This window comes from Paenibacillus sp. FSL H8-0282, assembly GCF_037963825.1.
Taxonomy (GTDB): Bacteria; Bacillota; Bacilli; order Paenibacillales; family Paenibacillaceae; genus Paenibacillus_AQ; species Paenibacillus_AQ odorifer.
Genome location: NZ_CP150146.1, coordinates 2,020,895 through 2,043,169 on the forward strand (window position 1 = coordinate 2,020,895; position 22,275 = coordinate 2,043,169).

Below are 22,275 nucleotides of genomic sequence, written 5' to 3' on the forward strand. Positions count from 1 at the left end.
GAAAAAAACGTAAATAACGTCATCTGAGTCCGTGAGCCGCGGATGACGGGGAAAACTCAGCATTATCGGACCCAGCAGCCCTTAAACGCAGCTTTTCCCCACTTTTGATTCGCTATCGGACCCCATAGCAGCTATGGCCATAAAAACCGCCCAATAGGATCCTTTTTCGATGCAATAGCGTCACTGGGGTCCGAAACTGTGCTCCAAAGGCGAAAAAAACGTAAATAACGTCATCTGAGTCCGCAAGCCGCGGATGAGGGATAGGATCCAGCATTATCGGAATTATCATCATCGGAATCAGTATTATCGGACCCAGCAGCTCTTAAACGCAGCTTTTATTCACATTTGATTCGCTATCGGACCCCATAGCAGCTATTGCCATAAAAATCGCTCAATATGATCCTTTTTCGATGCAATAGCGTCACTGGGGTCCGAAACTATGCTCCAAAGGGCGAAAATCCGTAAATAACGTCATCTGAGTCCGTGAGCCGCGGATGAAGATGAGGACTCCCCAATGCAGATTTTAGATTCATACATAAATAAAGGTATCCTCACAACCCGCTCAAAGTTGTTGGGATACCCTTTTTAATGAAGTTAGCATGTTTAAAAGAAGCTTAAAGCGTTCCAGCATTGACTAGGAAGGTTGTAATAAGCAGCATAAAGAGTAAGATAATAACACCATTGACTATCGTGCCAATAATGCCAAACACCTTGCGGCGTTTCCGAATGGAAAGCCCAATGATGCCGATGACTACACCGATTACATTAAGAGCAGCCAGAATAATAACCGTTAATCCTAGAAGCATTATGAATTGCGAGGACTGGCTTAATAGTTCGGAATTCTCATTAACCAATGAAGAAGACTTCATTATAATAGAGATAAAGATGGCTGCATAGCCGATGATCGACACGAGACAGATAATGAACGAAGCAATACCAGGTCCAGAATGTTGAAGATCATGTTCTACTTTTTGATGCGTAGATGATAAATCAGCGCTTGGGTAAACCGGATGAGGGTTGGGATTTCCCACCTCTGCCGCAGGTACGTCTGATTTTGACAGAGAATTTAAGTCCATGGTTTGCACTCCTTGAGAGATTAGAATGAAAATGTTGTTAATATCCACTTTTTCATATTGATGCTAAAAAAGCAACCCCTGAATGAGGCAAAATAAAAAATGACTGCTGGAAATAGGAACTGGCATTACGTTATGATAGAATGAGTCTAAAATTAAGGGGGTGTAATCATTTGCAACGGAAATTTATGGCCTGGGGGGCTGTGCTAGCAATGCTGGCAGTAGGAATTGGTGCTTTCGGTGCCCATCTACTAAAACCAGTGATCAGTGAAGACTATATGAAGGTATATGAGACTGGTGTGCAGTATCACTTGGTACATGCGCTGGGGGTAATTCTCATCGCACTGGCTGTGGGCCAATGGGGCGAAAGTGCCCGATTACGTTGGGCGGGCCGATTGTTAATTGCAGGTACCATTTTGTTCTCTGGCAGTTTGTATGTTCTGAGTATCTCCGGAATTAAGGTGCTAGGAGCGATTACACCTATCGGTGGGGTATGCTTTATAATTGGCTGGTTATGCCTTGCGATAGAGGGATTTTCACGTAAAACGTCGTCTTAGTTGTTAAAAAAAGAAAGACCAATAAGCACCTGTTCCCCAAAGAGGGAGGGTGCTTATTTGCTTGTAACGCATGCGCTTACAGAAACTCGTCGATTTCATTTAGATTAAAGCTGTACACCTGCTTCTCATCCACATGGTAGACACTTATAGAGTTGGCTGCTTCATCAAAGTTTAAAATACGACAGGGCATGGACACTTGTTTCCCGTACCGGTTCGCTCGTAAACGTACCAATTGATTATTCTGAATATACTGACGAATCTTCCCGTATGCATCAGCTGGCGTCTCAATGGCCGTTTGCTGTGCAGGCGTTTCTGCCTGTTTTTTTATCGGTGTATCCAGCTGCTTCTTCGTAGATTTTGGAGGCAGCTTTAATGAAATGGGAGGAGCAGAGTTTTGATTCAAAGCTAGTTTAGCGGAGCGTAGCAAGCTGTCAATGGTTCTCCCTAATTCAAGACCGGAATTAATGTTGAAATCTGTGATATGGTCATTATTGTTCAACATTTCGAGCAGAAATTGCAGTGCAAGCGGGTTGGTACGGGCATTAATCAGGATGTCGACGTTAAATAAATAATTGCCGTCTGTGCGTTGTAGTTTCTCGTCCATAAATCCCCCAGCTTTTCGTTTAGAACATCTCTGAATGGTTACAGGAATGTAATTAACTATAACATTAAACATGCAATATTCATATACCCAGGACTACTGGAATAGGGACTATTATACTGCATTTTATACTAGGCATAGGACTACCGTCAGCACACCCACAGGAAAATTAGCATACATATACAACGTGGATAGTGAAAAAAAGGAGGTGCTGCTATTGGTTACTATGGAGCCTATTACAGTAGGTGAACATACGCTGATCGGGGTAGAGGTTAAGCTTCCCAAAACTACACTGCTCTCCATCAGCACGAACCGAGGTTATATTATGTGCGGTGCACTGGATGTCGGTCTCCTCAATGAAACACTTAGTGATCGGCATATCATCGCAGCTCGTGCGGTGGGTGTACGGACGCTTGCCCAGCTTTTAGCTGCCCCGTTGGAGTCTGTAACGATAGAAGCAGAGAGTCTTGGCATCGTACCAGGTATGACGGGTGCGGAAGCGTTACTTCTTATGGTCTGACCGGAAAATTTAACAATTCCAAACAAACGGGGCTTAGGCCCTTTTTGTTTGTGTGCAAGTATTCACATTTAAGCATAATCGGGTGTGTCTTTGCTAATGCTAGAACAAATAAAGGTGTTATGGAAGGCTTCTCCTTGTTTCGTATTACAGGTAAAAGGGTAAATTAAGAATAGACAAGTTACTACCGGACGAAGGAAATAGTAACCGGTAAATATAATGGATAAGGTAGGGATCATCTCATGGCTAAAGCATCGAATAAAGTAAATACAACTTCACTGGAACAGATCATGAATCGTCAGGTTGCTAACTTAAATGTCCTGTACGTAAAAATTCATAACTTTCATTGGTATGTCAAAGGAGAACAATTTTTCTCCCTTCATGTGAAATTTGAGGAATTATATAATGAAGTAACCCTTCAAATGGATGAAGTAGCAGAACGCTTGCTAACCATCAAAGGCAGTCCGGCAGCAACATTGAAAGAATATTTGGAATTAGCTACAATTCAAGAAGCTACAGGTAAGGAAGATACACGGGGAATGGTTCAGTCTCTGATTGAAGACTTCGCCACCATCTCTGAAGAGCTGACAGAAGGCATCGAGCTTGCCGAAGAAACCAAGGATCAGCCAACCTCAGATATGTTCATTAAAATCCGTAGTGATCTGGAGAAACACCAATGGATGCTACGTTCGTTTCTTAGCTAATCATTAAGCAGTTTGAATAAGGCTTCCTGCGGGAAGTCTTATTTTTGCGTAGTCTTATGTTTAATGAAAATCTTCTCTGAGTCACAAGTGATTAGCTAAAGAGAAATTTGTAAAAAAACAAGGTTTGATATAAAATTAGTGAGAATCATTGATAATCATTGTGATTCAATTTATAATAATTATAATGTGATAGAAAATCTAATTGTGCTGGGAATCAGGATTATCCTGTTTCAATACAACTTTTGATTTCGCAAATCGATCAATGGAGGGAATAATATTATGGCAGCAGAATTTGTCATTGAGGGTCTTAAAGCGACGATTGAGGGAAAAGAAATTTTGAAGGGGATTAACCTTCAAATGAAAGGTGGCGAAATTCACGCCATCATGGGACCAAACGGTACAGGTAAAAGTACTTTGGCTTCGGCGCTAATGGGTCATCCTAAATACGAAGTAACTGATGGAACTGCAACTCTTGATGGTGAAGATCTTCTGGAGATGGCTGTTGATGAACGCGCACGTGCAGGTCTTTTCCTTGCAATGCAATATCCAAGCGAAATCTCTGGAGTAACTAACTCCGACTTCTTGCGTTCTGCCATTAATTCCCGTCGTGAAGAGGGAAGCGAAATCTCGTTGATTCGTTTTATTCGCCAAATGGAAGCAAAGATGAAAGAACTAGATATGAACCCTGAGTTTTTACACCGTTACTTGAACGAAGGCTTCTCCGGTGGTGAGAAGAAACGTAATGAAATTCTACAAATGATGATGCTGGATCCAAAAATCGTGATCTTGGACGAAATTGACTCCGGTCTTGATATTGATGCTTTGAAAATTGTAGCTGAAGGCGTAAACTCCATGCGTAGCGAAGAACGCGGCTTCTTAGTTATTACCCACTATCAACGTCTTTTGAACTACATCAAACCTGATTACGTTCACGTTATGATGCAAGGTAGAATCGTGAAATCCGGTGGTCCAGAGCTTGCACAGCGTCTGGAAGCAGAGGGTTATGAATGGATTAAAGAAGAACTCGGAATTGAAGATGAAACTGTAGGGCAAGAAGCGTAAGAAACGCCAGGAAGGAGGAGACCACTATGACGACACAGACCATTCTTCCGGTGGATGCCGAACGCTTGAGCGAATTATCGCACAGCAGCGGCGAACCGGGTTGGCTGAAAGAAAGCCGCTTGAAGGCACTAGAATTGGCAGCTACTCTGACACTGCCTAAATTAGAGAAGACACGGATTGATCGTTGGAATGTCAATAATTATGGTAGCTATAAAGCAAGTGAACCTTTTGCTTCGCTAAGTGATGCACCTGCATCTATTTCTTCCTTGATTAAGGATCAGGAGGAAGGCAGCCTGATTATTCAACGCAACTCTGGTGCAGTATATACACGTATCGCTCCTGAGCTTGCAGAACAGGGTGTTATTTTTACTGATCTACAGACAGCTGTTAAAGAACACGGAGATTTGGTTCAACGTTACTTGCATAAAGCCATTCAGCCAGACGAACATTCTATCGCAGCGCTTCATGCTGCATTGTGGAATGGTGGAGTATTCCTCTATGTTCCTAAGAATGTTGTTATTGAAACTCCGCTTCAAGCAGTGCTGTTAACGGATGATGCGGAAGCTACTTTTGTTCCACACATTCTGGTCGTAGCTGATACTAACAGTTCCGTAACCTATGTAGACAACTACGTATCGGATAAAGAAGAAGCTGGACTACACAATGGTGCGGTAGAGGTATTCGTGGGCGCTGGCGCTAAAGTTCGTTATGCTACAGTGCATCAGCTTGGTGTAGATACTACAGATGTAACTTATCGCCGGGCTGTTGTTGAGAATGACGGAGTCATCGAATGGATCGTTGGTGAGATGAACTACGGAGATACTGCGAGTGATACCAAGTCTGTGCTTAAAGGCAACGGTTCTAGCTCCGATGCTAAAGTAATTGCAGTAGGTACGGGATCACAGAAACTGAATTACACCACTCAAGCTCAGCATTTTGGCAAAAGCACACCAAGTGACATGATCACTCGTGCAGTTATGCGTGATTCTGCTACTTCTATCATCAACGGAATCACCAAGATTGAGAAAGGTGCTACTAGAGCGGACGGCCAGCAAACGGAAAAGGTATTGATGCTGAGTCCAAAAGCCCGTGGTGACGCCAATCCGATCCTGCTTATTGATGAAGATGATGTTACAGCCGGCCATGCCGCTTCCGTAGGACAGGTCAATCACGAGCAAGTCTTTTACCTAATGTCCCGCGGAATTACACGGCATGATGCAGAGACTCTGATCATCTACGGCTTCTTGGCTCCTGTTGTGTCACAAATTCCACTGGAGGGACTGCGCAATCAGCTCCAATCTCTTGTGGAAAGGAAGTTAGTGCAATGATTAGCAACGCCATCCGGGAGCAATTTCCCATACTGAACCAAAATGTGAACGGACATCCACTGGTCTATCTGGACAGTGCTGCTACTTCACAGAAGCCTCGGAAAGTAATTGAGGCGGTCAAGTCGTATTATGAGTGGGATAACGCCAACGTACACCGTGGCGTCCATACTTTAGGCAGCCGAGCAACCGATGCCTACGAGGGAGCCCGGGAGAAGCTAGCTAAGTTTATTAACGCCCGCAGCACTAAAGAAATTATCTTTACACGCGGAACAACTACAGCATTAAATCTTGTGGCCTCTTCTTATGGACCCTCTGCTGTGGGTGAAGGCGACGAAATCGTCATCACCTTAATGGAGCATCATAGTAATCTGATTCCATGGCAGCAGCTCGCTAAGAAGACAGGTGCTACATTAAAATATATACCGTTGCAACCTGATGGAACGGTTACGTTGGAAGCTGCCGAGCAGACGATTACGGATAAAACCAAGATCGTTGCTATCGCTTATGTATCCAACGTTATGGGAGTAACTCATCCTATTAAAGAGCTTGCGGCTATTGCTCATCGTCATGGTGCAGTAATTGTCGTAGATGGTGCACAAAGCACACCACATATGAAGGTCGATGTGCAGGATCTGGATTGTGATTTCTATGCACTATCTGGTCATAAAATGCTCGCACCCACCGGAATTGGCGCTTTGTATGGCAAGAGAGCACTTCTCGAAGCCATGGAGCCCGTCGAATTCGGTGGCGAGATGATCGATGATGTGGGTCTTTATGAATCCACATGGAAAGAACTGCCTTGGAAGTTTGAAGGGGGTACGCCGATCATAGCTGGTGCTGTTGGTCTAGGTGCAGCCATTGATTTCTTACAAGAAATCGGTTTGGATGAGATACACCGCCATGAGAAAGCTCTTGCAGCGTATGCAGAGCAACGTCTGTCAGAGATCGAGGGTCTGAACATTTATGGTCCTCGAAATCGAGAAGTCGGCGTTGTCACCTTTAATCTGGGTGACGTTCACCCGCATGATGTCGCTACAGTGCTAGATGCGGAAGGCATTGCCATCCGCGCCGGGCATCACTGCTGTCAGCCGCTGATGCGCTGGCTGGAAGCCAGCTCTACAGCACGTGCAAGCTTTTATCTGTATAATAACGAGCATGATGTAGATCGACTGGTGGACGCTTTAATCAAGACAAAGGAGTACTTCAGCTATGAACTTGGATGACTTATACAGACGCGTAATTATGGATCATTATAAAAGTCCTCGAAATCGCGGTTCATTTGAAGATGATGCTCTAAAAATTGAACTGAATAACCCAACCTGTGGTGACCGGATTACTCTTCAGCTTAAGGTAGAGGATGGAATCGTAAAGGATGCCCGTTATAATGGTGAAGGCTGTTCGATCAGTATGTCATCGGCTTCGATGATGACTGAGGCGATCAAAGGACAAACGGTTGAACGTGCGCTTGAACTGGCTGATAACTTCTCCTTACTGATGAAGGGTGAAGACGTGGATTTTGGAGATTACGAAGACATTGAAGCCCTTTCGGGTGTGAATAAATTCCCTGCGCGGATCAAATGCGCAACACTGGCTTGGAACGCACTTCGTAAAGGAATTGACGAAGAAGAGCAACATAAATAACAGTAGAACAAGGAGGCTGACACCATGGCTAAGAAAGCGCCTGATATGGAAGAATACCAGTACGGGTTCCGTGATGAGCATAAATCGATATTCCAGTCTGGTAAAGGTTTGACGGCCGAAATTGTTAAAGAAATTTCAGCAATCAAAAATGAACCACAGTGGATGCTTGACTTCCGCTTGAAATCTTTGGAGCAGTTCCGTAAAATGCCAATGCCAACATGGGGCGGCAATATGGATGATTTGGACTTCGAGGATATTCAATACTATGTAAGACCTTCAGAGAAGCAAGGGAAGACTTGGGAAGAAGTTCCTTCCGAAATCAAAGAAACCTTTGATAAGCTGGGGATTCCGGAAGCGGAACAGAAGTTCCTCGCCGGCGTTTCGGCACAATATGAATCTGAGGTAGTCTATCACAGCATGCAGAAGAGCCTTGAAGATCAAGGGGTTATTTTTACAGATACCGACACTGCATTGCGTGAGCACCCAGAGCTTCTGAAAAAATATTTCGGGACGATCATCCCTCCAACCGATAATAAATTTGCCGCACTTAACAGTGCAGTTTGGTCAGGCGGCAGCTTCATCTATGTTCCTAAAGGTGTGAAATGTGAAGTTCCTTTGCAGGCTTACTTCCGTATTAACTCCGAGAACATGGGACAATTCGAACGTACTTTGATCCTTGCTGATGAAGACAGCTTCGTGCACTACGTAGAAGGATGTACTGCTCCAATCTATAGCACGAACTCTCTGCACAGTGCGGTTGTTGAAATCTTGTGTATGAAGAACGCCCGCGTTCGTTATACCACAATCCAGAACTGGGCTCCAAACATCTACAACCTCGTTACGAAACGTGCGGTTGCAGAAGAGAATGCTACCATGGAATGGGTCGATGGTAACATCGGTTCCAAGCTGACCATGAAATATCCTGCGGTTGTTCTTAAAGGCCGTGGTGCTAAAGGTTCAGTACTATCCATCGCGGTAGCAGGTAAAGACCAGCATCAGGATGCGGGTGCCAAGATGATCCATTTGGCTCCAGATACAACATCCACCATTGTATCGAAATCCATCAGTAAACATGGCGGTAAAGTAACTTACCGTGGTCTAGCTTCCTTCGGCCGTCAAGCAGAAGGTGCGAAATCGAACATTAAATGTGATACGCTGATTTTGGATAATGAGTCCACTTCGGATACTATTCCTTACAATGAAATCATGAACGATAACATCGTTCTTGAGCATGAAGCAACCGTGTCTAAAGTTTCTGAGGAGCAACTGTTCTACCTGATGAGCCGTGGCCTCACAGAAGCAGAAGCGACTCAAATGATCATCATGGGCTTCATCGAGCCGTTCACAAAAGAACTGCCGATGGAATATGCGGTCGAAATGAACCGTCTGATCAAGTTCGAAATGGAAGGTTCAATCGGTTAATAAGAGCGCTTATGAATGGAGGCTTGTCCTCCCAACGCTTATATTTCTTCAAAGCATCCGTAGATATTTTTCTACGGATGCTTTTTTATGGGCACAATTGAAAAAATCCCCGAATGCTCCGGGGACACACCTTTAATATTTTTAATTATCCATTTCCGGCAACGGCAATTCCACTGAAGGATCTGGCTCCCAGAGATGCCGTTCTAATTGCTGATGCTACAATGGTGTATTGGATCTGGCCGGTAAGCACATCGGTCGAAGGCGGATAGTCGACAGCGGTTATTCCAACCATTTCATATTGGGTCGTTGTATTATTAATGTTTCCGGGGTAGGTTGTACTAAAAATTAATATATTATTGCGGTAAATACTAAAAGTAACATCATTCTGAACTATAATGCTGACATCAACACTAAGTCTGGCAAAAGCATTCAATGTGACTCTCACTAAACCTGCATTGGCAGGGGTAACATTTACTGTCTGAAGTCCAATGTCACCGAAAATTGCACTTGAACGAACTAAATTAAGACTTTGTGAATCCATAGTACTGTCCTGTGAGATCCGCATATCAAGAAACTGTATACTCATCCAATTCACCTAACCTCTCATTGTTGATTTTACATTTTATGAGAGAAAGAATAGAATGGCGCCAAATCATTGGCGGTTTTTTTATATATATAGTAAAGGCTACTGTTTTGCCAGATCATTCACTTCTTTACTAAAAGCCTCTGAATATTGATTAAATTTACCTGCATCAAGTTTTAAGCTGTTATCGTTTGCTTTTGGAGGTGTCTCCTGGATCTGTTTATATAAAAGATCAATTTCTGGGGAAAGCTTGGCCCATATTTTTTTTATAGAATCATACTTAATATCTAACTCGTTCATATATGTATCGTATTCTTTTTTCTCTTCCATGGCTTTGCCAAGCTGTTCGATCGTAAAGTCAATGTCCATGCTCGCTCCTGTACTGCTTGTACCACTTCTAGTGTATGAGATAACATCTACAAACCCAACATTCCAAATGTCAGCAATAACAAAATTGCTTATTTCTCTTAGCATTTTTTCAGGTGAGGGTGCTGTATCAGTTTTTGAGGAGATTTCCCCGAAATTAAACAAGTTTTTAGATTCGTTGATCGCTGTGTTTGCGTCCGTAGGGTTATTGTTATTTGTATTGCTACACCCTGAAAGAAGGATAATGGCGATAATACAAGATAAAACAAGCTGCTTTTTCAATATAGTTCCCCTCCATAATATAAGTAAAAAGTGTTGTATTACTATATTACGGTAAATTGTGGTAAAAGTTTTACATCTGAAGCAAATTTAAGACGGCGAAAAAGTGAACTCTTCGTATCCCGGAATAAATTCCAATAATTATGCAAAAAACCGAATAAAGGTCCTCCTAATATTACACGATGATTACAATAATCATGTAGATTCTTAATTCATCAGGATTAAGGAGGAAACACGAGCATTTTAAGATAACGAGGGTCCTTTATATCATGTAGATGCTGCTTTTTTCCGAAATAACCGCAAAAACGCGCAATTCTCCCCTTTGCCGCATTAAATTATGGATGATACACTGCTTAAAGTCACTAAATTGTAAGCGCTAAAAAAAGCTAGCTTACGATGTAACATTTGCTTTATACAAAAAATTGCTTACTAAGTAAGCCTTAAGGAGGAGAGATATGGATGTTCTCAGGCAACTGCGCGGTTATTATCGGGAGAAGCTGCATTTTCTGATTCTTTCGATTATATGTTTGGCCGCTGCAACTGCAGTGGGGCTGATTACCCCCAATTTGTTAAGAAAGCTGATCGATGATGTTATTGTGCCACTTAAGTTTACAGAGGTGCCAGTGCTCGCATTGAGCGTGTTAGCTGTAGTAATAGTAAAAGCATGCCTGCAGTTTGCACATGGATTTTTTGGAGGACGGCTAGGTAACTTTCTTGCATACCGGCTGCGTAATGCTTGTTATGAGAAGCTACAATTCCTATCTTTCCGTTATTATGATACCGCGAAAACGGGAGATTTGATGTCCCGGCTAACCGGAGATTTGGAAGCGATTCGTAACTTTATCGGTTTCGGTTTTGCTCAGCTGCTGAATGTCTTTTTTATGGTCATTTTTGGTTCGATTATGATGTTCTCACTCAATTGGCAGCTTACTCTAGTAACTCTGATTACGATGCCCATCCTGGCGTTTATTGCGCTAAAATTCGAGTCTAAGATTCACCCGGCCTTTCAAGAGATGCGTCTTGCACTCAGTTCTCTGACAACGGCTGTACAGGAGAATATCACGGGTGTGCGCACCGTCAAATCATTTGCGAGAGAGGCTCATGAAGTAGAGAAATTCTCACACCGCAACGAACGTTATAAGAATAACCAAATTTTTGCCGCTGAGCTATGGAGTAAGTTTTTTCCGGCGATGGAGTTTTTAGCATCGATCAGTGCAGCTATTCTGCTTGGAGTAGGTGGAACGTTAGTTATTAAGGGGAAAATGTCACTAGGCGAACTGGTTGCTTTTTTCAGCTTAATTTGGTACATCATTGGTCCGATTTGGGGTCTTGGATTCCATATTAATAACTATACACAGTCCAAAGCATCGGGAGAACGTGTATTGGAAGTACTTAATCAGAATATTGATGTGAAGGATAAAGAGAACGCCCGTGAACTGGTACCTTCTGAGGTTAAAGGAGATGTAGCGTTTAATCACGTCACATTTGCTTATGGGAACAAAATGCCTGCGGTTACAGACATTGATTTTGAGGCCAAATCTGGTGCGGTTATAGGGTTCCTTGGAGGTACGGGCTCTGGTAAATCGACCATTACACAGCTGATGATGCGTGCTTATGACGTTAATGAAGGCAGCATCACACTGGATGGGATGGACATCAGAGAATACAATGTTCGCAGCTTGCGTTCACAGATCGCGACGGTCTTTCAGGAGACCTTCCTGTTCTCCTCCTCAATTCGCAACAACATCTCCTATGGGTTGAAGAATGTAAGCATGGAAGAAATTATCCGAGCTGCACAACTTGCCAAAGCCCATGATTTCATCATGGAGATGGAAGACGGTTATGACACTGTGGTGGGTGAGCGCGGAATGGGTCTTTCCGGTGGACAAAAGCAACGGATTGCCATCGCTAGAGCCCTGCTTAAGAATCCGCGGATTCTTATCCTCGATGATGCGACCAGCGCTGTCGATATGGAGACGGAGCACGAGATTCAAGCCGGATTCCAAGAGGTCATGAAGGGGCGCACTACACTTATTATTGCCCATCGGATCTCCTCCTTGCGCCATGCGGATCAGATTATCGTCATGAACGAAGGTCATGTGCAGCAGCGTGGTACCCATAAAGAGCTAATTGAAGTGCCGGGTCCTTATCAGGATGTATACCGGATACAGTATGCTGATTATCTGGCCAGAGCGACCGGAAGAGGGGAGGAGTGAGGCATATGAAACTTGAAGCCAAACCAATGACCGCTACGGGAGCAAAAAATAAAGCAGCCGAGCAGCAAGAACTGGATGAACGTTTTGTATATAAAGATGATGATGTCATCGATAAGGCTTTTGACTGGAAGCAATTCACCAGACTGTTCGGGTACATGAAGCCTTATGCAAAGCAGATGCTTCCATTGGTGTCCATCATGATGATTCTGGGAACCATCACGAAGTTGACCGTCCCGTTCCTAACAAGTTTAGCGATTGACCGTGCGATTGCGCCAAAGGTGGGGAATCCCAGCTTATCACTGCTTTATTCGCTTACAGCAGGGGTAATCGTCTTATATCTGATTCAATGGATTGCGGGAGTGTACCGGATTAAATATACGAACATCATAGGCCAAAGAGTGATTTATGATTTGCGCTCAGATTTGTTCAAGCATATTCAGAAGCTCTCCTTTAACTTCTTTGATAAACGTCCGGCAGGCTCGGTATTAGTACGGGTAACCAATGATATCAACTCTCTGCAGGATCTGTTCACAAACGGGGTTGTCAATCTGATGATTGACTGCGTGCAGCTTATGGGGATTACCATTATTCTGCTAGTGATTAACTGGAAGCTAGGTCTTGCAGTAATGGTTACGGTTCCGATTATGTTCTTTGTTTCAACTAAGCTGCGCCAAAAGATTCGGATCGCTTGGCAGGATGTGCGGATGAAGAACTCCAGAATTAATTCTCATTTAAATGAATCGATTCAGGGAATCAGAGTCACACAAGCCTACACCCAAGAACAAGAAAATATGAATTATTTCGATGTTATGAATACCGACAGCAAAAAATCCTGGAACAAAGCCTCTGCGATGAACCAGGCGTTCGGTCCGATTATTGAGGTCACAGGTGGTTTTGGAACAATGATCCTCTTTTGGCTGGGGGCTTATCTGATCCAATCTGGAGAACTCACAGTAGGTATGCTGGTAGCATTCAGTTCTTATGTCAGCAACTTCTGGGACCCGATTAATCGCCTTGGGCAGATGTACAATCAGCTGCTTGTGGCAATGGCTTCCTCGGAACGGATCTTTGAATATTTGGATGAGCAACCGGCGGTGCAAGATAATCCTGGTGCTAAGCCAATGGGAACGATTCGTGGGGATATTAACTTTGAAAAGGTCATTTTTGAATATGAAAAAGGCCGGGCTGCACTAAAAGGTATTGATCTGGATGTAAAAGCAGGACAGTCGATCGCGCTCGTAGGTCATACAGGTTCTGGTAAAAGTACGATCATTAACCTGATTGGCCGGTTCTATGATATTAAGAGCGGCCGAATCACGATAGACAGTGAAGATATCCGCGGGGTTACGTTAGACAGCCTGCGAAGGCAGATCGGAATCGTGCTGCAAGATACCTTTATTTTCTCGGGAACGATTCGGGATAATATCCGTTTTGGCCGTCTGGAGGCTACAGATGAAGAAGTGGAAAATGCCGCAAAAGCCGTGGATGCCCATGACTTTATCATGAAGCTGCCCGGAGGGTATGAGACTGAGGTGGAAGAGCGCGGCAGCGCATTGTCGATGGGACAACGTCAGCTGCTCTCCTTCGCCCGGGCGCTTTTGGCAAATCCGCGGATACTAATCCTGGATGAGGCAACTGCCAGCATTGATACGGAGACGGAGCTGAAGATCCAGGAGGCACTCAAAATCCTGCTTCAAGGCCGAACCTCCTTTATCGTAGCGCACAGACTCTCTACCATCCGTCATGCGGATAAAATAGTCGTCCTCGATCACGGAGAGATTAAAGAAGAAGGAAACCATCATGAGTTGACATCCCGTGATGGGGTATACAACGGTCTGATCGAAGCGCAATTCCGCTTCCTATAGACCGACAGAACGGAATAGAACAACAGCTCATTCCCGTTGCTTAGGCAACTGCGGGGTGGGCTGTTTTTTATAGGGATATAGTGATTAAGGTGGTCGGGGCTTGGTGGATCAGAGTAGAGTGGAATATGGCAGAGGTATTACGGGACAAGGCAACCGAAGAACGGAAGAACGGAAGAACGGAAGAACGGAAGAACGGAAGAACGGAAGAACGGAAGAACGGAAGAACGGAAGAATGGAAGAACGGAAGCACGGAAGAACGGAAGCACGGAAGAACGGCAGAACGGCAGAACAGCAGGACGGCAGAAAATAATATAGCAGGGTAATATTTCTATTCAGTTACTTGGGGCGTTTGGATACCCTGCCCGTCACACGCAGCTCAAACATTTGTGCACAAATATCTTGATGCCATTGTAGATCAGCTGTCTGTTCCGCTAATAGGATTTCATTTTGCAATCGGGCCATCTCATAGCAGTAGGTAGCGTTAATTTGCAGGCACTGCTGTTGCTCCGTTTCCTCAGCAGCAGTAAGCTGCCGTCTACGGCTCAGGGTGAACAACTCGGCAAGGCGTTCATGGACAGGAAGCATGCTTTTTTCCTCCTATAGCAATTTAAAACCACATATTAGTCTCGCCATTAGAAGAGGAATTCAAACGTTACGTCAGATAATTAAATTGAGGGGCCTTACTATGTTGAGGGTAGGAGGAACTATCTTCGAAGTCAGAAGGAAACAATAGAGGTGAGAGAGGTGAGAGAGGTGAAAATCGAGGAATGTTTAGGAGTAATCTGGAAACCAATCTTTAGTTGCAGTTTGTACAATAGAAACCATCATTCTCGTTATAAAAATACTGTTAATTGCACTTTGTGCAGCTATTTTCGAGAAATGTGCTTATAAAGAGCATTTTCCTTAATTCTAATTGCACAAAGTACAACTAAATCACAATTCAGCTCGCTAGACATGGATTCTGTTGCACAAAGTACAACTAAATCAGAATTCAGCCTGGTAGACGTGGATTCTGTTGCACAAAATACAACTGAAAAATCCCCCGTAGTTAAACCGGGGGATTTAGTGTACAAACAGCAGCTCTGAACCTTCTGCTAAGCAACGCAGGACCTCAAGAAACGCCCTAGTCCATGTAGATTTCCACAATCGTAACGTTACGTTCGCGGGCTAGATCGACAAATAATCCATCGATCTTTACCAGCGGACGGAAAATATCAACTGGATTGTTCATGATAATCACACCTGTATCACCCGTGTTCAGTAACACACGCTTGCCGATAAAGTTGGGCATTAAATGTTGTATAAAGGCTTGAACCGTTCTGCCGTTCAGCTTACCAAAGCTGAGGTCATTTAGTTCACGTAGGACAGAAATAAGCTCTTGCTTGGACTGATAGACGCGTTTAGAAGTCATCGCACTATAGATGTCAGCTACAGCAGCAATTTGCGCATAAGGATGAATCTCGGATTTGGTTAGCTTATTAGGATAGCCAGAGCCGTCCTCACGTTCATGATGCTGTAGGGCTGCCAAAGCTGTATGTGAGTCATCCATCGAATTGCGGATAATTTCGTAGCCGTACTTAGTATGTAGTTTAACTTCTTCGAATTCTTCCGCGGTTAATTTCCCAGGTTTATTTAATAGAGCAGGTGAGATTCTACATTTTCCAATATCAATTAAATATCCAGCTCGTCCAATCTCATAGCATTCTTGTTTGGAATACCCAAGCCAGATTGCAATATAATAAGAGAGCATACCTACCTGCAAAGAGTGGTTGTAGGTATAATTATCTTCGCGATCGAGCAGAAGCAGCAGGGAGACTACATCCTTTTGCTTGTCCAACGATTGAAGTGAAGGCTGAAGAATGTCGTTAACCACGGATTGGTTAAAGCTTCCTTTTAATAGTGCTTCCATATAAAGATTCTCAAAGCCGTCAATCATGGTATCAAAACTAGTGGTCACCGTCTGAATAATTGAAGGTCTGCTTAATGGGGCAGGTTCTTCCACTAACGTCTGGATATCAACATAATCAACTCCATGCTGCATCAGCTTGGCGATATCATCTATCTGGAGCAGCGATCCCTTTGGTAATACATGCAGACCTCTTGAACTATAAGCGTCTGAGTTGAGGTGATTACCAGGTTTTAGATCCGAGACGTGTACTCTCAATGCCTATGCCACCTTTTATCCGATTTTATCCAGAATATCAACAAAGTGCAGATTTTTCAATGAAAAAGGAGTGAAGATTAATTGTGGAGGGAATCGGCAGCCTTTTGTTCAGAGCCTACCCAGTGCTGGCCTGATTCATTGATGTCTTTTTTCCAGATAGGGACGGTCTGTTTCAGCAGTTCAATGGCCCGACGACTAGCCTCGTAACAGGTATCGCGATGAGGGGTGGAGACAGCAATGATAACGCTTGCTTCCTTAAGACCAACAAGCCCAATGCGGTGGGAAATCGCGCAGCGTGCATTCCAGCGATTCTGTACCTCATCACCAATTTCTTTCAGCTTATTTAAGGCCATAGGAATATAGGCTTCATAGTCTAATGCTGTTGTGCGTTGTTCTCCGGTCATTTCGCGTGTAGTTCCTACAAATAATAGGGATGCTCCATGATTGGCATCGAGAACGGCATCCAGAAGCTTCTCAGCATTTAATGGCAGATCCGTTATGCTATAGAGGCCGTCAGGAGTGCTCTCATATAAAGAACCATTCTCTCCCCCGGAAACGGGAGGGATTAATGCAACTTCGGCAGACTCGGTGATGAGGGCTTCATCAGGTGCATATTCCCGGTCAATAGCGACCAAAGAAGTTCCAATTAGGGATGCTGCATCCGGATAAGAGGTTGAAAGGAGTTCTTTTAACTTCCCAGCGGTTAAGGGATTCTCCGTCGCATGAAAGGTCAGAGAAGATGAACCGATAATCTCAGCCAAACCCGCGAACAGGCGGATTGTGATATGCATACTTATTCACCTCTGAAATATGTTGTAATGTCTACAATATACCATAATGAGCCTGAAAATGTTATGCTAGGCTCTATAAGATCATGCATCGGCTGCTTCATTAAAGAGCGGCTCAACAGGTAGGAGGAATGTTGCTAATGGGGCATGTGCCGCAAAGACTGACCATACTTCATACCAATGATATACATAGCCATTTCGAAATGGTGAGTCCATTGGCAGCAGAAATCGGGAGACAAAGAGCTGCAGCGGGAGAAGAGCCTGTGCTGCTGCTGGATATTGGCGATCATATGGATCGTGCAGCCGTCGAGACAGAAGGAACTATGGGTCAGGCTAACATTGATGTACTTAATTTAACAGGATATGATGCTGTAACCATCGGTAATAATGAGGGGTTAACATTCTCACAGGAGATGTTATCCTCTATTTTCTCCGGGTTACAGTGTCCAGTGGTATGCTGTAATTTTGTGGAGACTGCAACAGGGGAACCTCCCCACTGGATGAAGCGTCATGCCATCTTGGAGAAGGACGGAATCAGAATAGGAGTGACTGGAGCGACAGCGGCATTTACTTCGTTTTATTCCTTGCTGGGCTGGGATGCTCTGGATCCCGAGACAACCCTTCGGGAACAATGCCTTCTTCTAGCTCCTCAGGTGGACATTCTAATCATCCTTTCTCATTTGGGGCTTCCCGCAGATCGAATTCTGGCAGAGCGGCTGGAAGGTGTGCATGCTATTCTAGGTGGACATACACATCATATGCTGGAAGAACCGCTCATGATTAACGGAACAGCTGTATGTGGAGCCGGGAAATTCGGGCGTTACCTCGGGCGGCTTCAATTTGAGCGGAGAGAGGGACAACCTGGATTTAGCCTGGTGGCGGGTGAATGTATTCCGATTGACCCAGGACTGAAGGAAGAGATTGTAGGTCCTGCCGCTACTATTCATTTGGAGCGTGGTCGTGAGGCTCTTCAGCAGACCGTTGCGATCACAGATCGTGAGCTTCCTTTGAATTTGCAGGGAGAATCCCCTTTTGGCAATCTTTTAGCCCAAGCTGTACGTAGATTTACAGGCACCAGTTTGTCGATAGTTAACACAGGTCAGCTTCTAGGACCTTTGCCTGAAGGGGAGGTTACAGCGGGAATGCTGCACGCCCTATGTCCTTCTCCCATTAACACCTGCGTAATCAAGCTGAAAGGCCTAGATATTCGCATAGCTTTGGAGCAGAGTCTTACTGAAGAATTTTATAATAAGGTGATTTTTGGGTATGGCTTTCGCGGGAATTATCTGGGCAGCTTAGCAGTAGATGGGATAAAAATCTTGTACGATCCGCAGAAGATACCGTATGATAACAATATTGCAGTTTTTGTCGAAGGAAACCCGCTGGAGGATGATAAAGAGTATAATGTTGGTACGCTGGACATGTTTACTTTCCGTGCAGGCTATGAGACGATCGCCAATGGGAAGGATCCTGTATTTTTGCTGCCTCATTTTTTACGCGACCTGCTTGGGATGGAATTGCAGCGTCCGGACAGTCTTGATGAATGTATGCTCACTCGGTGGGAGATCAAGTCTGAGTAAACCTGCAGCTCACAAGATATACTTTTTGATTCCATTTAAACAGTGCTAGATTCCCGAAAAATAGGAGGAGATTATGGACACGATTACAGCTATTATTTTAGCAATTGTCGAAGGGATCACTGAATTTATTCCTGTTTCTTCTACAGGACACATGATCTTGACCTCGAAGCTTCTGGGCTTTGATGAGCAGGATTCGATTATGAAGACTTATGAAATCGTTATTCAGCTAGGGGCAATATTGGCGATTGCGCTTGTTTACCGCGAGCGTGTGCTTAATTTGCTGGGCATTGGGCGTAAGAACTCAGGAAGAGGCGGTGTGATGCCGGCGTCTCGTTTGAACTTAATCCATGTAATACTTGGGATTGCCCCAGCACTAGCTGTGGCATTTTTTGCCCGCGATTTTATAAAAAGTCTCTTTGGAGCCACGACTGTTCTTTGGGCGCTTGTCGCCGGCGGGATTCTAATGATTATCGCAGAATGGGTAAACAGACGCAAAATTAGAATTACAGCGCATGAGCTGGACGATCTTTCTTACGGACAGGCGCTGGCTATCGGGATGTATCAGATTATTTCAGTGCTGTGGCCAGGATTTTCCCGTTCGGGATCTACGATCTCCGGAGGGATGTTAAGTGGGGTTAGTTATAAAGCGTCTGCGGATTTCTCCTTCCTTATAGCCATTCCTATTATGTGTGCGGCTTCCGGATATGAAATGTTGGATTCTTATAAGAACTTCACTAGTGAGACGATTGGCTATTTTGTAATTGGATTTCTGATTTCTTTTGTAGTGGCTTATGTAGTGGTTATTTTGTTTATGAAATTGATTCAAAAGATTAGATTGACGCATTTCGCGATCTACAGATTTATTCTTGCTGCTATATTCTGGTTGTTTATTATGCGTTAATGCCCATAGGCAAAGACCTAGACACACCCGATGTTCTTCATGGTGCACCTGTCTGATCTCTACATAAACGGTATAGACAAAGCGTGTGACCCAAGGATTTCAAAACAGAATAGCATTTTACCGTTAAAGGCAGGAGTGAGCTAAGTGCGTTTAGTATCCGTGAATCAGCTTCAAGCAGGCATGAAATTAGGTAAAAAAATATATAATGATGAAGGTCTAACTCTCCTCGCGGATGGGGTGGAGCTTACTGATGCATTGATCAAGAGGCTTTCAAGAATTGACATCGGTTATATTTACATAGAGGACTCTGTCACGGACGATGTTGAGATTATAGGTATGCTTCAAGATGAGACACGTAATCAGGCACTGAAGGTGATTCGTAATCAGTTTCAGCAAATGACAGGCGCTTCAGGAATAAGTAAGGGATTCTACCATCTGGATAAAAAATTCTCAAAGATCATGGATAGCATCCTGGATGATTTGTCTTTACAAGAAGATCCGATGATCATGCTGCTTGATATGCATACCGCTGATAACTACTTGTACGTCCATTCCCTGAATGTCTGCTTGTACACTTTGGTGCTTGGCATTGCGCATGGGTACAGCAAAGAGGAGCTTCGAGTGATTGGTCTGGGTGCGCTGCTGCATGATATTGGCAAGACCCAAGTCCCGATAAAAATCATTCAAAAACCCGGTAAGCTCAGTGAAGATGAATTTCGCCATATGCAGGCACACACCGAGATCGGGTATCAGATTCTCAAGGAAGAACCGAATATCCCGCTGCTCGCGGCTCATTGTGCGCTTCAGCATCATGAACGCATTGACGGATCCGGATATCCGCGGGGATTAAAAGGGCCTCAAATTCATGAATATGCCAAATGGTTGGGCGTGGCTGATTCCTACGATGCCATGACCTCCAACCGGGTCTACAAAAAGGCTATGCTGCCACATCAAGCCGTTGAGGCGCTTTATGTAGGTTCTGGTACATTGTATGAGCAGAAGCAGCTAGAGTTATTTAGAGATCGTGTGGCTATCTATCCTCTTGGTCTTACGGTGAAGCTCAGTACGGGTGAAAGTGGAGTTGTTGTCAAAATAGACCCAAGTACGCCTCACAGACCGATTGTACGTGTGCTTACAGGGCCTGAAGGAGAGAAAGTCGTACCGTTCGAAAGGGATCTAGGAAAAGCCCTCTCCGTTGTTATCGTTGACGTCGCAGATCAAGGCGATTCTGTGGGAACGCCAAAATATTTATCATAGCAGCGAAGAGAGAAGATTAGGCTTGTCCGCATAACTCGCGGAAGCCTATTTTTCGTCTCGCTGCTATTATTTTTTACAGTGAAAAAGCTTGTAAGGTCAGTCTGAAAGACATCCGAAGTGCAGTTTTTCTGACTAACGTGGTATGATATAGGATAAGACACCGTTCAATCTTCATGATTATGGGTTAATAATAGGAATAAGATTTAAAGGAGCTAGTACAAATGAATGTTTTAAGACCATTAACATCTTCACCGAAGGAGCTGTCGCCAAGCTACGATCCGTGGGATCCCATTACTTCTTTACGTAAGCATGGACGCCATGTGCTAACGAGTGTGGAATTCACAGTAACCAATTTATGTAATATGCGGTGTGAACACTGTGCGGTAGGTGATAGTTTAACCTCTAGAGAAGGGGATATGCTGCCGCTTAAAAATATGTTGGACCGTTTAGATGAAGTAGAGCATCTGGAGACGATTAGTATTACCGGCGGAGAGCCTATGTTCTTGGCTGGAACGGTGGATAATATCATAGTGCCGCTCTTAAAGTATGCCAAAGAGCGGGGGATTAGATCGCAAATTAATTCTAATCTGACGATGCCGTATGCTCGATATGAAAAGCTGCTTCCGTATTTGGACGTTATGCATATTTCTTTTAATTATGTGAACGGAGACGATTTTCATGAAGTTGGTTTTGCCAACAGCGGGCATGCAGTTTCAAAAGAAAGTGCATATCGGTTATATAATGCAATGATTGAGAATTCTCGACGGCTAAGTGAGGATGGTATGCTAATTTCTGCGGAAACTATGATTAATTACCGTACACATACTAAGCTGCCTGAAATTCATAAGTTGATTCTCGATATGGGCGCCAAACGGCATGAGGTACATCCTATGTACAACTCCAGTTTTGCTTCGGCTTTGCCAGTGTTGTCCTTGAATGAAATGCGGACGGCAATCCATAAACTACTGGATACCCGTGATCCGGAGATTTGGATGCTGTTTGGGACCCTTCCGTTTTTTGCTTGCAGCTTCCTGGAAGAAGATCAGAAGCTGATAAGCAGAATGCGCGGCGAGAAGAATGTTACCCTTCGCAATGATCCGGATGGCCGGAACCGAGTGAACGTAAACATGTTTACTGGCGATGTTTTTGTTACAGATTTCGCTGATATCGCAGCCTTTGGCAACATCGAGAACCAAAAGCTGGATGATATATTTATCGATTGGCAGACTAAACACCCGCTGAACCAAAAGGTGAACTGCCACTGCGATGCAGCAGGCTGCTGCGGACCTAATCTGTTAGTGGCTGATATGTATTATCCGGAAGTTGACTTCAAAACTAGAAAAGCGATCAATCTGTAGAAATGAGGCGTTG

At 44.1% G+C, this 22,275-nt stretch carries 22 protein-coding genes; 15 read left to right on the plus strand and 7 right to left on the minus strand.

What is annotated here, in order from left to right; translation table 11 throughout:
* Positions 1-614 precede the first annotated feature (614 nt).
* Entirely contained in the window at positions 615-1,076 is a 462-nt protein-coding gene (locus tag NST94_RS08600) for a hypothetical protein (protein WP_076301339.1), read from the minus strand.
* Between the two features lie 170 nt (positions 1,077-1,246).
* Here NST94_RS08600 and NST94_RS08605 point away from each other — a divergent pair, with 170 nt between their 5' ends.
* A complete protein-coding gene (locus NST94_RS08605) occupies positions 1,247-1,630 on the plus strand; it encodes a DUF423 domain-containing protein (RefSeq protein ID WP_036684358.1) in 384 nt (127 codons plus the stop codon).
* A 76-nt stretch (positions 1,631-1,706) separates the two neighbouring features.
* On the opposite strand, the gene NST94_RS08610 is transcribed toward NST94_RS08605, so the two are convergent.
* A complete protein-coding gene (locus NST94_RS08610) occupies positions 1,707-2,234 on the minus strand; it encodes a hypothetical protein (protein ID WP_036684355.1) in 528 nt (175 codons plus the stop codon).
* A 214-nt stretch (positions 2,235-2,448) separates the two neighbouring features.
* Here NST94_RS08610 and NST94_RS08615 point away from each other — a divergent pair, with 214 nt between their 5' ends.
* From NST94_RS08615 to sufB, 7 genes are all read left to right on the plus strand, one after another.
* Positions 2,449-2,751 carry a DUF1805 domain-containing protein gene (locus tag NST94_RS08615; RefSeq protein ID WP_036684352.1) on the plus strand — a complete coding sequence of 101 codons (303 nt, stop codon included), beginning with the start codon at positions 2,449-2,451 and terminating at the stop codon, positions 2,749-2,751.
* 239 nt (positions 2,752-2,990) lie between these two features.
* Positions 2,991-3,452, plus strand: coding sequence for a DNA starvation/stationary phase protection protein (locus tag NST94_RS08620; protein ID WP_076135846.1), 462 nt, complete (start codon positions 2,991-2,993; stop codon positions 3,450-3,452).
* A 279-nt stretch (positions 3,453-3,731) separates the two neighbouring features.
* Positions 3,732-4,514, plus strand: coding sequence for a Fe-S cluster assembly ATPase SufC (sufC, locus tag NST94_RS08625; protein WP_036684347.1), 783 nt, complete (start codon positions 3,732-3,734; stop codon positions 4,512-4,514).
* Between the two features lie 26 nt (positions 4,515-4,540).
* Positions 4,541-5,842, plus strand: a complete 1,302-nt coding sequence (gene sufD, locus NST94_RS08630; protein WP_036684344.1) for a Fe-S cluster assembly protein SufD — start codon at positions 4,541-4,543, stop codon at positions 5,840-5,842.
* On the plus strand, positions 5,839-7,065 hold the full coding sequence (locus NST94_RS08635) for a cysteine desulfurase (protein WP_076301338.1): 1,227 nt from the start codon (positions 5,839-5,841) through the stop codon (positions 7,063-7,065). The genes sufD and NST94_RS08635 overlap by 4 nt, the downstream gene beginning before the upstream one ends.
* Positions 7,052-7,483 carry a Fe-S cluster assembly sulfur transfer protein SufU gene (gene sufU, locus NST94_RS08640; RefSeq protein WP_036684339.1) on the plus strand — a complete coding sequence of 144 codons (432 nt, stop codon included), beginning with the start codon at positions 7,052-7,054 and terminating at the stop codon, positions 7,481-7,483. The genes NST94_RS08635 and sufU overlap by 14 nt, the downstream gene beginning before the upstream one ends.
* Positions 7,484-7,507: 24 nt before the next feature.
* Entirely contained in the window at positions 7,508-8,905 is a 1,398-nt protein-coding gene (sufB, locus tag NST94_RS08645) for a Fe-S cluster assembly protein SufB (RefSeq protein ID WP_036684335.1), read from the plus strand.
* A 145-nt stretch (positions 8,906-9,050) separates the two neighbouring features.
* Here the strand turns inward: sufB and NST94_RS08650 are convergent, their stop codons facing one another.
* Both NST94_RS08650 and NST94_RS08655 read right to left on the minus strand, forming a co-directional pair.
* On the minus strand, positions 9,051-9,491 hold the full coding sequence (locus NST94_RS08650; protein ID WP_076124776.1) for a hypothetical protein: 441 nt from the start codon (positions 9,489-9,491) through the stop codon (positions 9,051-9,053).
* Between the two features lie 99 nt (positions 9,492-9,590).
* On the minus strand, positions 9,591-10,136 hold the full coding sequence (locus NST94_RS08655; RefSeq protein ID WP_076277536.1) for a hypothetical protein: 546 nt from the start codon (positions 10,134-10,136) through the stop codon (positions 9,591-9,593).
* Between the two features lie 452 nt (positions 10,137-10,588).
* Between NST94_RS08655 and NST94_RS08660 the strand changes: the two genes are divergently transcribed.
* The 3 genes from NST94_RS08660 (at position 10,589) to NST94_RS08670 (ending at position 14,524) form a co-directional block, all read left to right on the plus strand.
* The gene (locus NST94_RS08660) at positions 10,589-12,349 is read left to right on the plus strand and encodes an ABC transporter ATP-binding protein (RefSeq protein ID WP_036684103.1); all 1,761 of its coding nucleotides are present in this window, start codon (positions 10,589-10,591) and stop codon (positions 12,347-12,349) included.
* Positions 12,350-12,375: 26 nt separating this feature from the next.
* A complete protein-coding gene (locus NST94_RS08665; RefSeq protein ID WP_248547955.1) occupies positions 12,376-14,214 on the plus strand; it encodes an ABC transporter ATP-binding protein in 1,839 nt (612 codons plus the stop codon).
* A gap of 103 nt (positions 14,215-14,317) precedes the next feature.
* Positions 14,318-14,524 (plus strand): hypothetical protein, encoded by a 207-nt coding sequence (locus tag NST94_RS08670; RefSeq protein WP_143766385.1) that lies wholly within the window; start codon positions 14,318-14,320, stop codon positions 14,522-14,524.
* A gap of 26 nt (positions 14,525-14,550) precedes the next feature.
* Here the strand turns inward: NST94_RS08670 and NST94_RS08675 are convergent, their stop codons facing one another.
* From NST94_RS08675 to NST94_RS08685, 3 genes are all read right to left on the minus strand, one after another.
* Positions 14,551-14,799 carry a hypothetical protein gene (locus NST94_RS08675; RefSeq protein WP_076124783.1) on the minus strand — a complete coding sequence of 83 codons (249 nt, stop codon included), beginning with the start codon at positions 14,797-14,799 and terminating at the stop codon, positions 14,551-14,553.
* 538 nt (positions 14,800-15,337) lie between these two features.
* Positions 15,338-16,378 (minus strand): HD-GYP domain-containing protein, encoded by a 1,041-nt coding sequence (locus tag NST94_RS08680; protein WP_076219643.1) that lies wholly within the window; start codon positions 16,376-16,378, stop codon positions 15,338-15,340.
* Between the two features lie 77 nt (positions 16,379-16,455).
* Positions 16,456-17,169 carry a molybdenum cofactor biosynthesis protein MoaE gene (locus NST94_RS08685; RefSeq protein WP_076187089.1) on the minus strand — a complete coding sequence of 238 codons (714 nt, stop codon included), beginning with the start codon at positions 17,167-17,169 and terminating at the stop codon, positions 16,456-16,458.
* 137 nt (positions 17,170-17,306) lie between these two features.
* Between NST94_RS08685 and NST94_RS08690 the strand changes: the two genes are divergently transcribed.
* From NST94_RS08690 to yfkAB, 4 genes are all read left to right on the plus strand, one after another.
* A complete protein-coding gene (locus tag NST94_RS08690) occupies positions 17,307-18,746 on the plus strand; it encodes a bifunctional UDP-sugar hydrolase/5'-nucleotidase (protein WP_076187091.1) in 1,440 nt (479 codons plus the stop codon).
* Between the two features lie 73 nt (positions 18,747-18,819).
* Positions 18,820-19,647 (plus strand): undecaprenyl-diphosphate phosphatase, encoded by an 828-nt coding sequence (locus NST94_RS08695; RefSeq protein ID WP_076124791.1) that lies wholly within the window; start codon positions 18,820-18,822, stop codon positions 19,645-19,647.
* 144 nt (positions 19,648-19,791) lie between these two features.
* Positions 19,792-20,904, plus strand: a complete 1,113-nt coding sequence (locus tag NST94_RS08700) for an HD-GYP domain-containing protein (protein WP_076187093.1) — start codon at positions 19,792-19,794, stop codon at positions 20,902-20,904.
* Between the two features lie 221 nt (positions 20,905-21,125).
* On the plus strand, positions 21,126-22,262 hold the full coding sequence (gene yfkAB, locus NST94_RS08705; RefSeq protein WP_076124796.1) for a radical SAM/CxCxxxxC motif protein YfkAB: 1,137 nt from the start codon (positions 21,126-21,128) through the stop codon (positions 22,260-22,262).
* The last annotated feature ends 13 nt before the right edge of the window (positions 22,263-22,275 follow it).

Bases quoted from the DNA above. Each gene is read 5' to 3' on its own strand.
- NST94_RS08600 (WP_076301339.1), bottom strand. From the start codon at position 1,076: ATGGACTTAAATTCTCTGTCAAAATCAGACGTACCTGCGGCAGAGGTG.
- NST94_RS08610 (WP_036684355.1), bottom strand. From the start codon at position 2,234: ATGGACGAGAAACTACAACGCACAGACGGCAATTATTTATTTAACGTC.
- NST94_RS08620 (WP_076135846.1), top strand. From the start codon at position 2,991: ATGGCTAAAGCATCGAATAAAGTAAATACAACTTCACTGGAACAGATC.
- sufC (WP_036684347.1), top strand. From the start codon at position 3,732: ATGGCAGCAGAATTTGTCATTGAGGGTCTTAAAGCGACGATTGAGGGA.
- sufD (WP_036684344.1), top strand. From the start codon at position 4,541: ATGACGACACAGACCATTCTTCCGGTGGATGCCGAACGCTTGAGCGAA.
- NST94_RS08635 (WP_076301338.1), top strand. From the start codon at position 5,839: ATGATTAGCAACGCCATCCGGGAGCAATTTCCCATACTGAACCAAAAT.
- sufU (WP_036684339.1), top strand. From the start codon at position 7,052: ATGAACTTGGATGACTTATACAGACGCGTAATTATGGATCATTATAAA.
- sufB (WP_036684335.1), top strand. From the start codon at position 7,508: ATGGCTAAGAAAGCGCCTGATATGGAAGAATACCAGTACGGGTTCCGT.
- NST94_RS08650 (WP_076124776.1), bottom strand. From the start codon at position 9,491: ATGAGTATACAGTTTCTTGATATGCGGATCTCACAGGACAGTACTATG.
- NST94_RS08660 (WP_036684103.1), top strand. From the start codon at position 10,589: ATGGATGTTCTCAGGCAACTGCGCGGTTATTATCGGGAGAAGCTGCAT.
- NST94_RS08665 (WP_248547955.1), top strand. From the start codon at position 12,376: ATGACCGCTACGGGAGCAAAAAATAAAGCAGCCGAGCAGCAAGAACTG.
- NST94_RS08675 (WP_076124783.1), bottom strand. From the start codon at position 14,799: ATGCTTCCTGTCCATGAACGCCTTGCCGAGTTGTTCACCCTGAGCCGT.
- NST94_RS08685 (WP_076187089.1), bottom strand. From the start codon at position 17,169: ATGCATATCACAATCCGCCTGTTCGCGGGTTTGGCTGAGATTATCGGT.
- NST94_RS08690 (WP_076187091.1), top strand. From the start codon at position 17,307: ATGGGGCATGTGCCGCAAAGACTGACCATACTTCATACCAATGATATA.
- NST94_RS08695 (WP_076124791.1), top strand. From the start codon at position 18,820: ATGGACACGATTACAGCTATTATTTTAGCAATTGTCGAAGGGATCACT.
- yfkAB (WP_076124796.1), top strand. From the start codon at position 21,126: ATGAATGTTTTAAGACCATTAACATCTTCACCGAAGGAGCTGTCGCCA.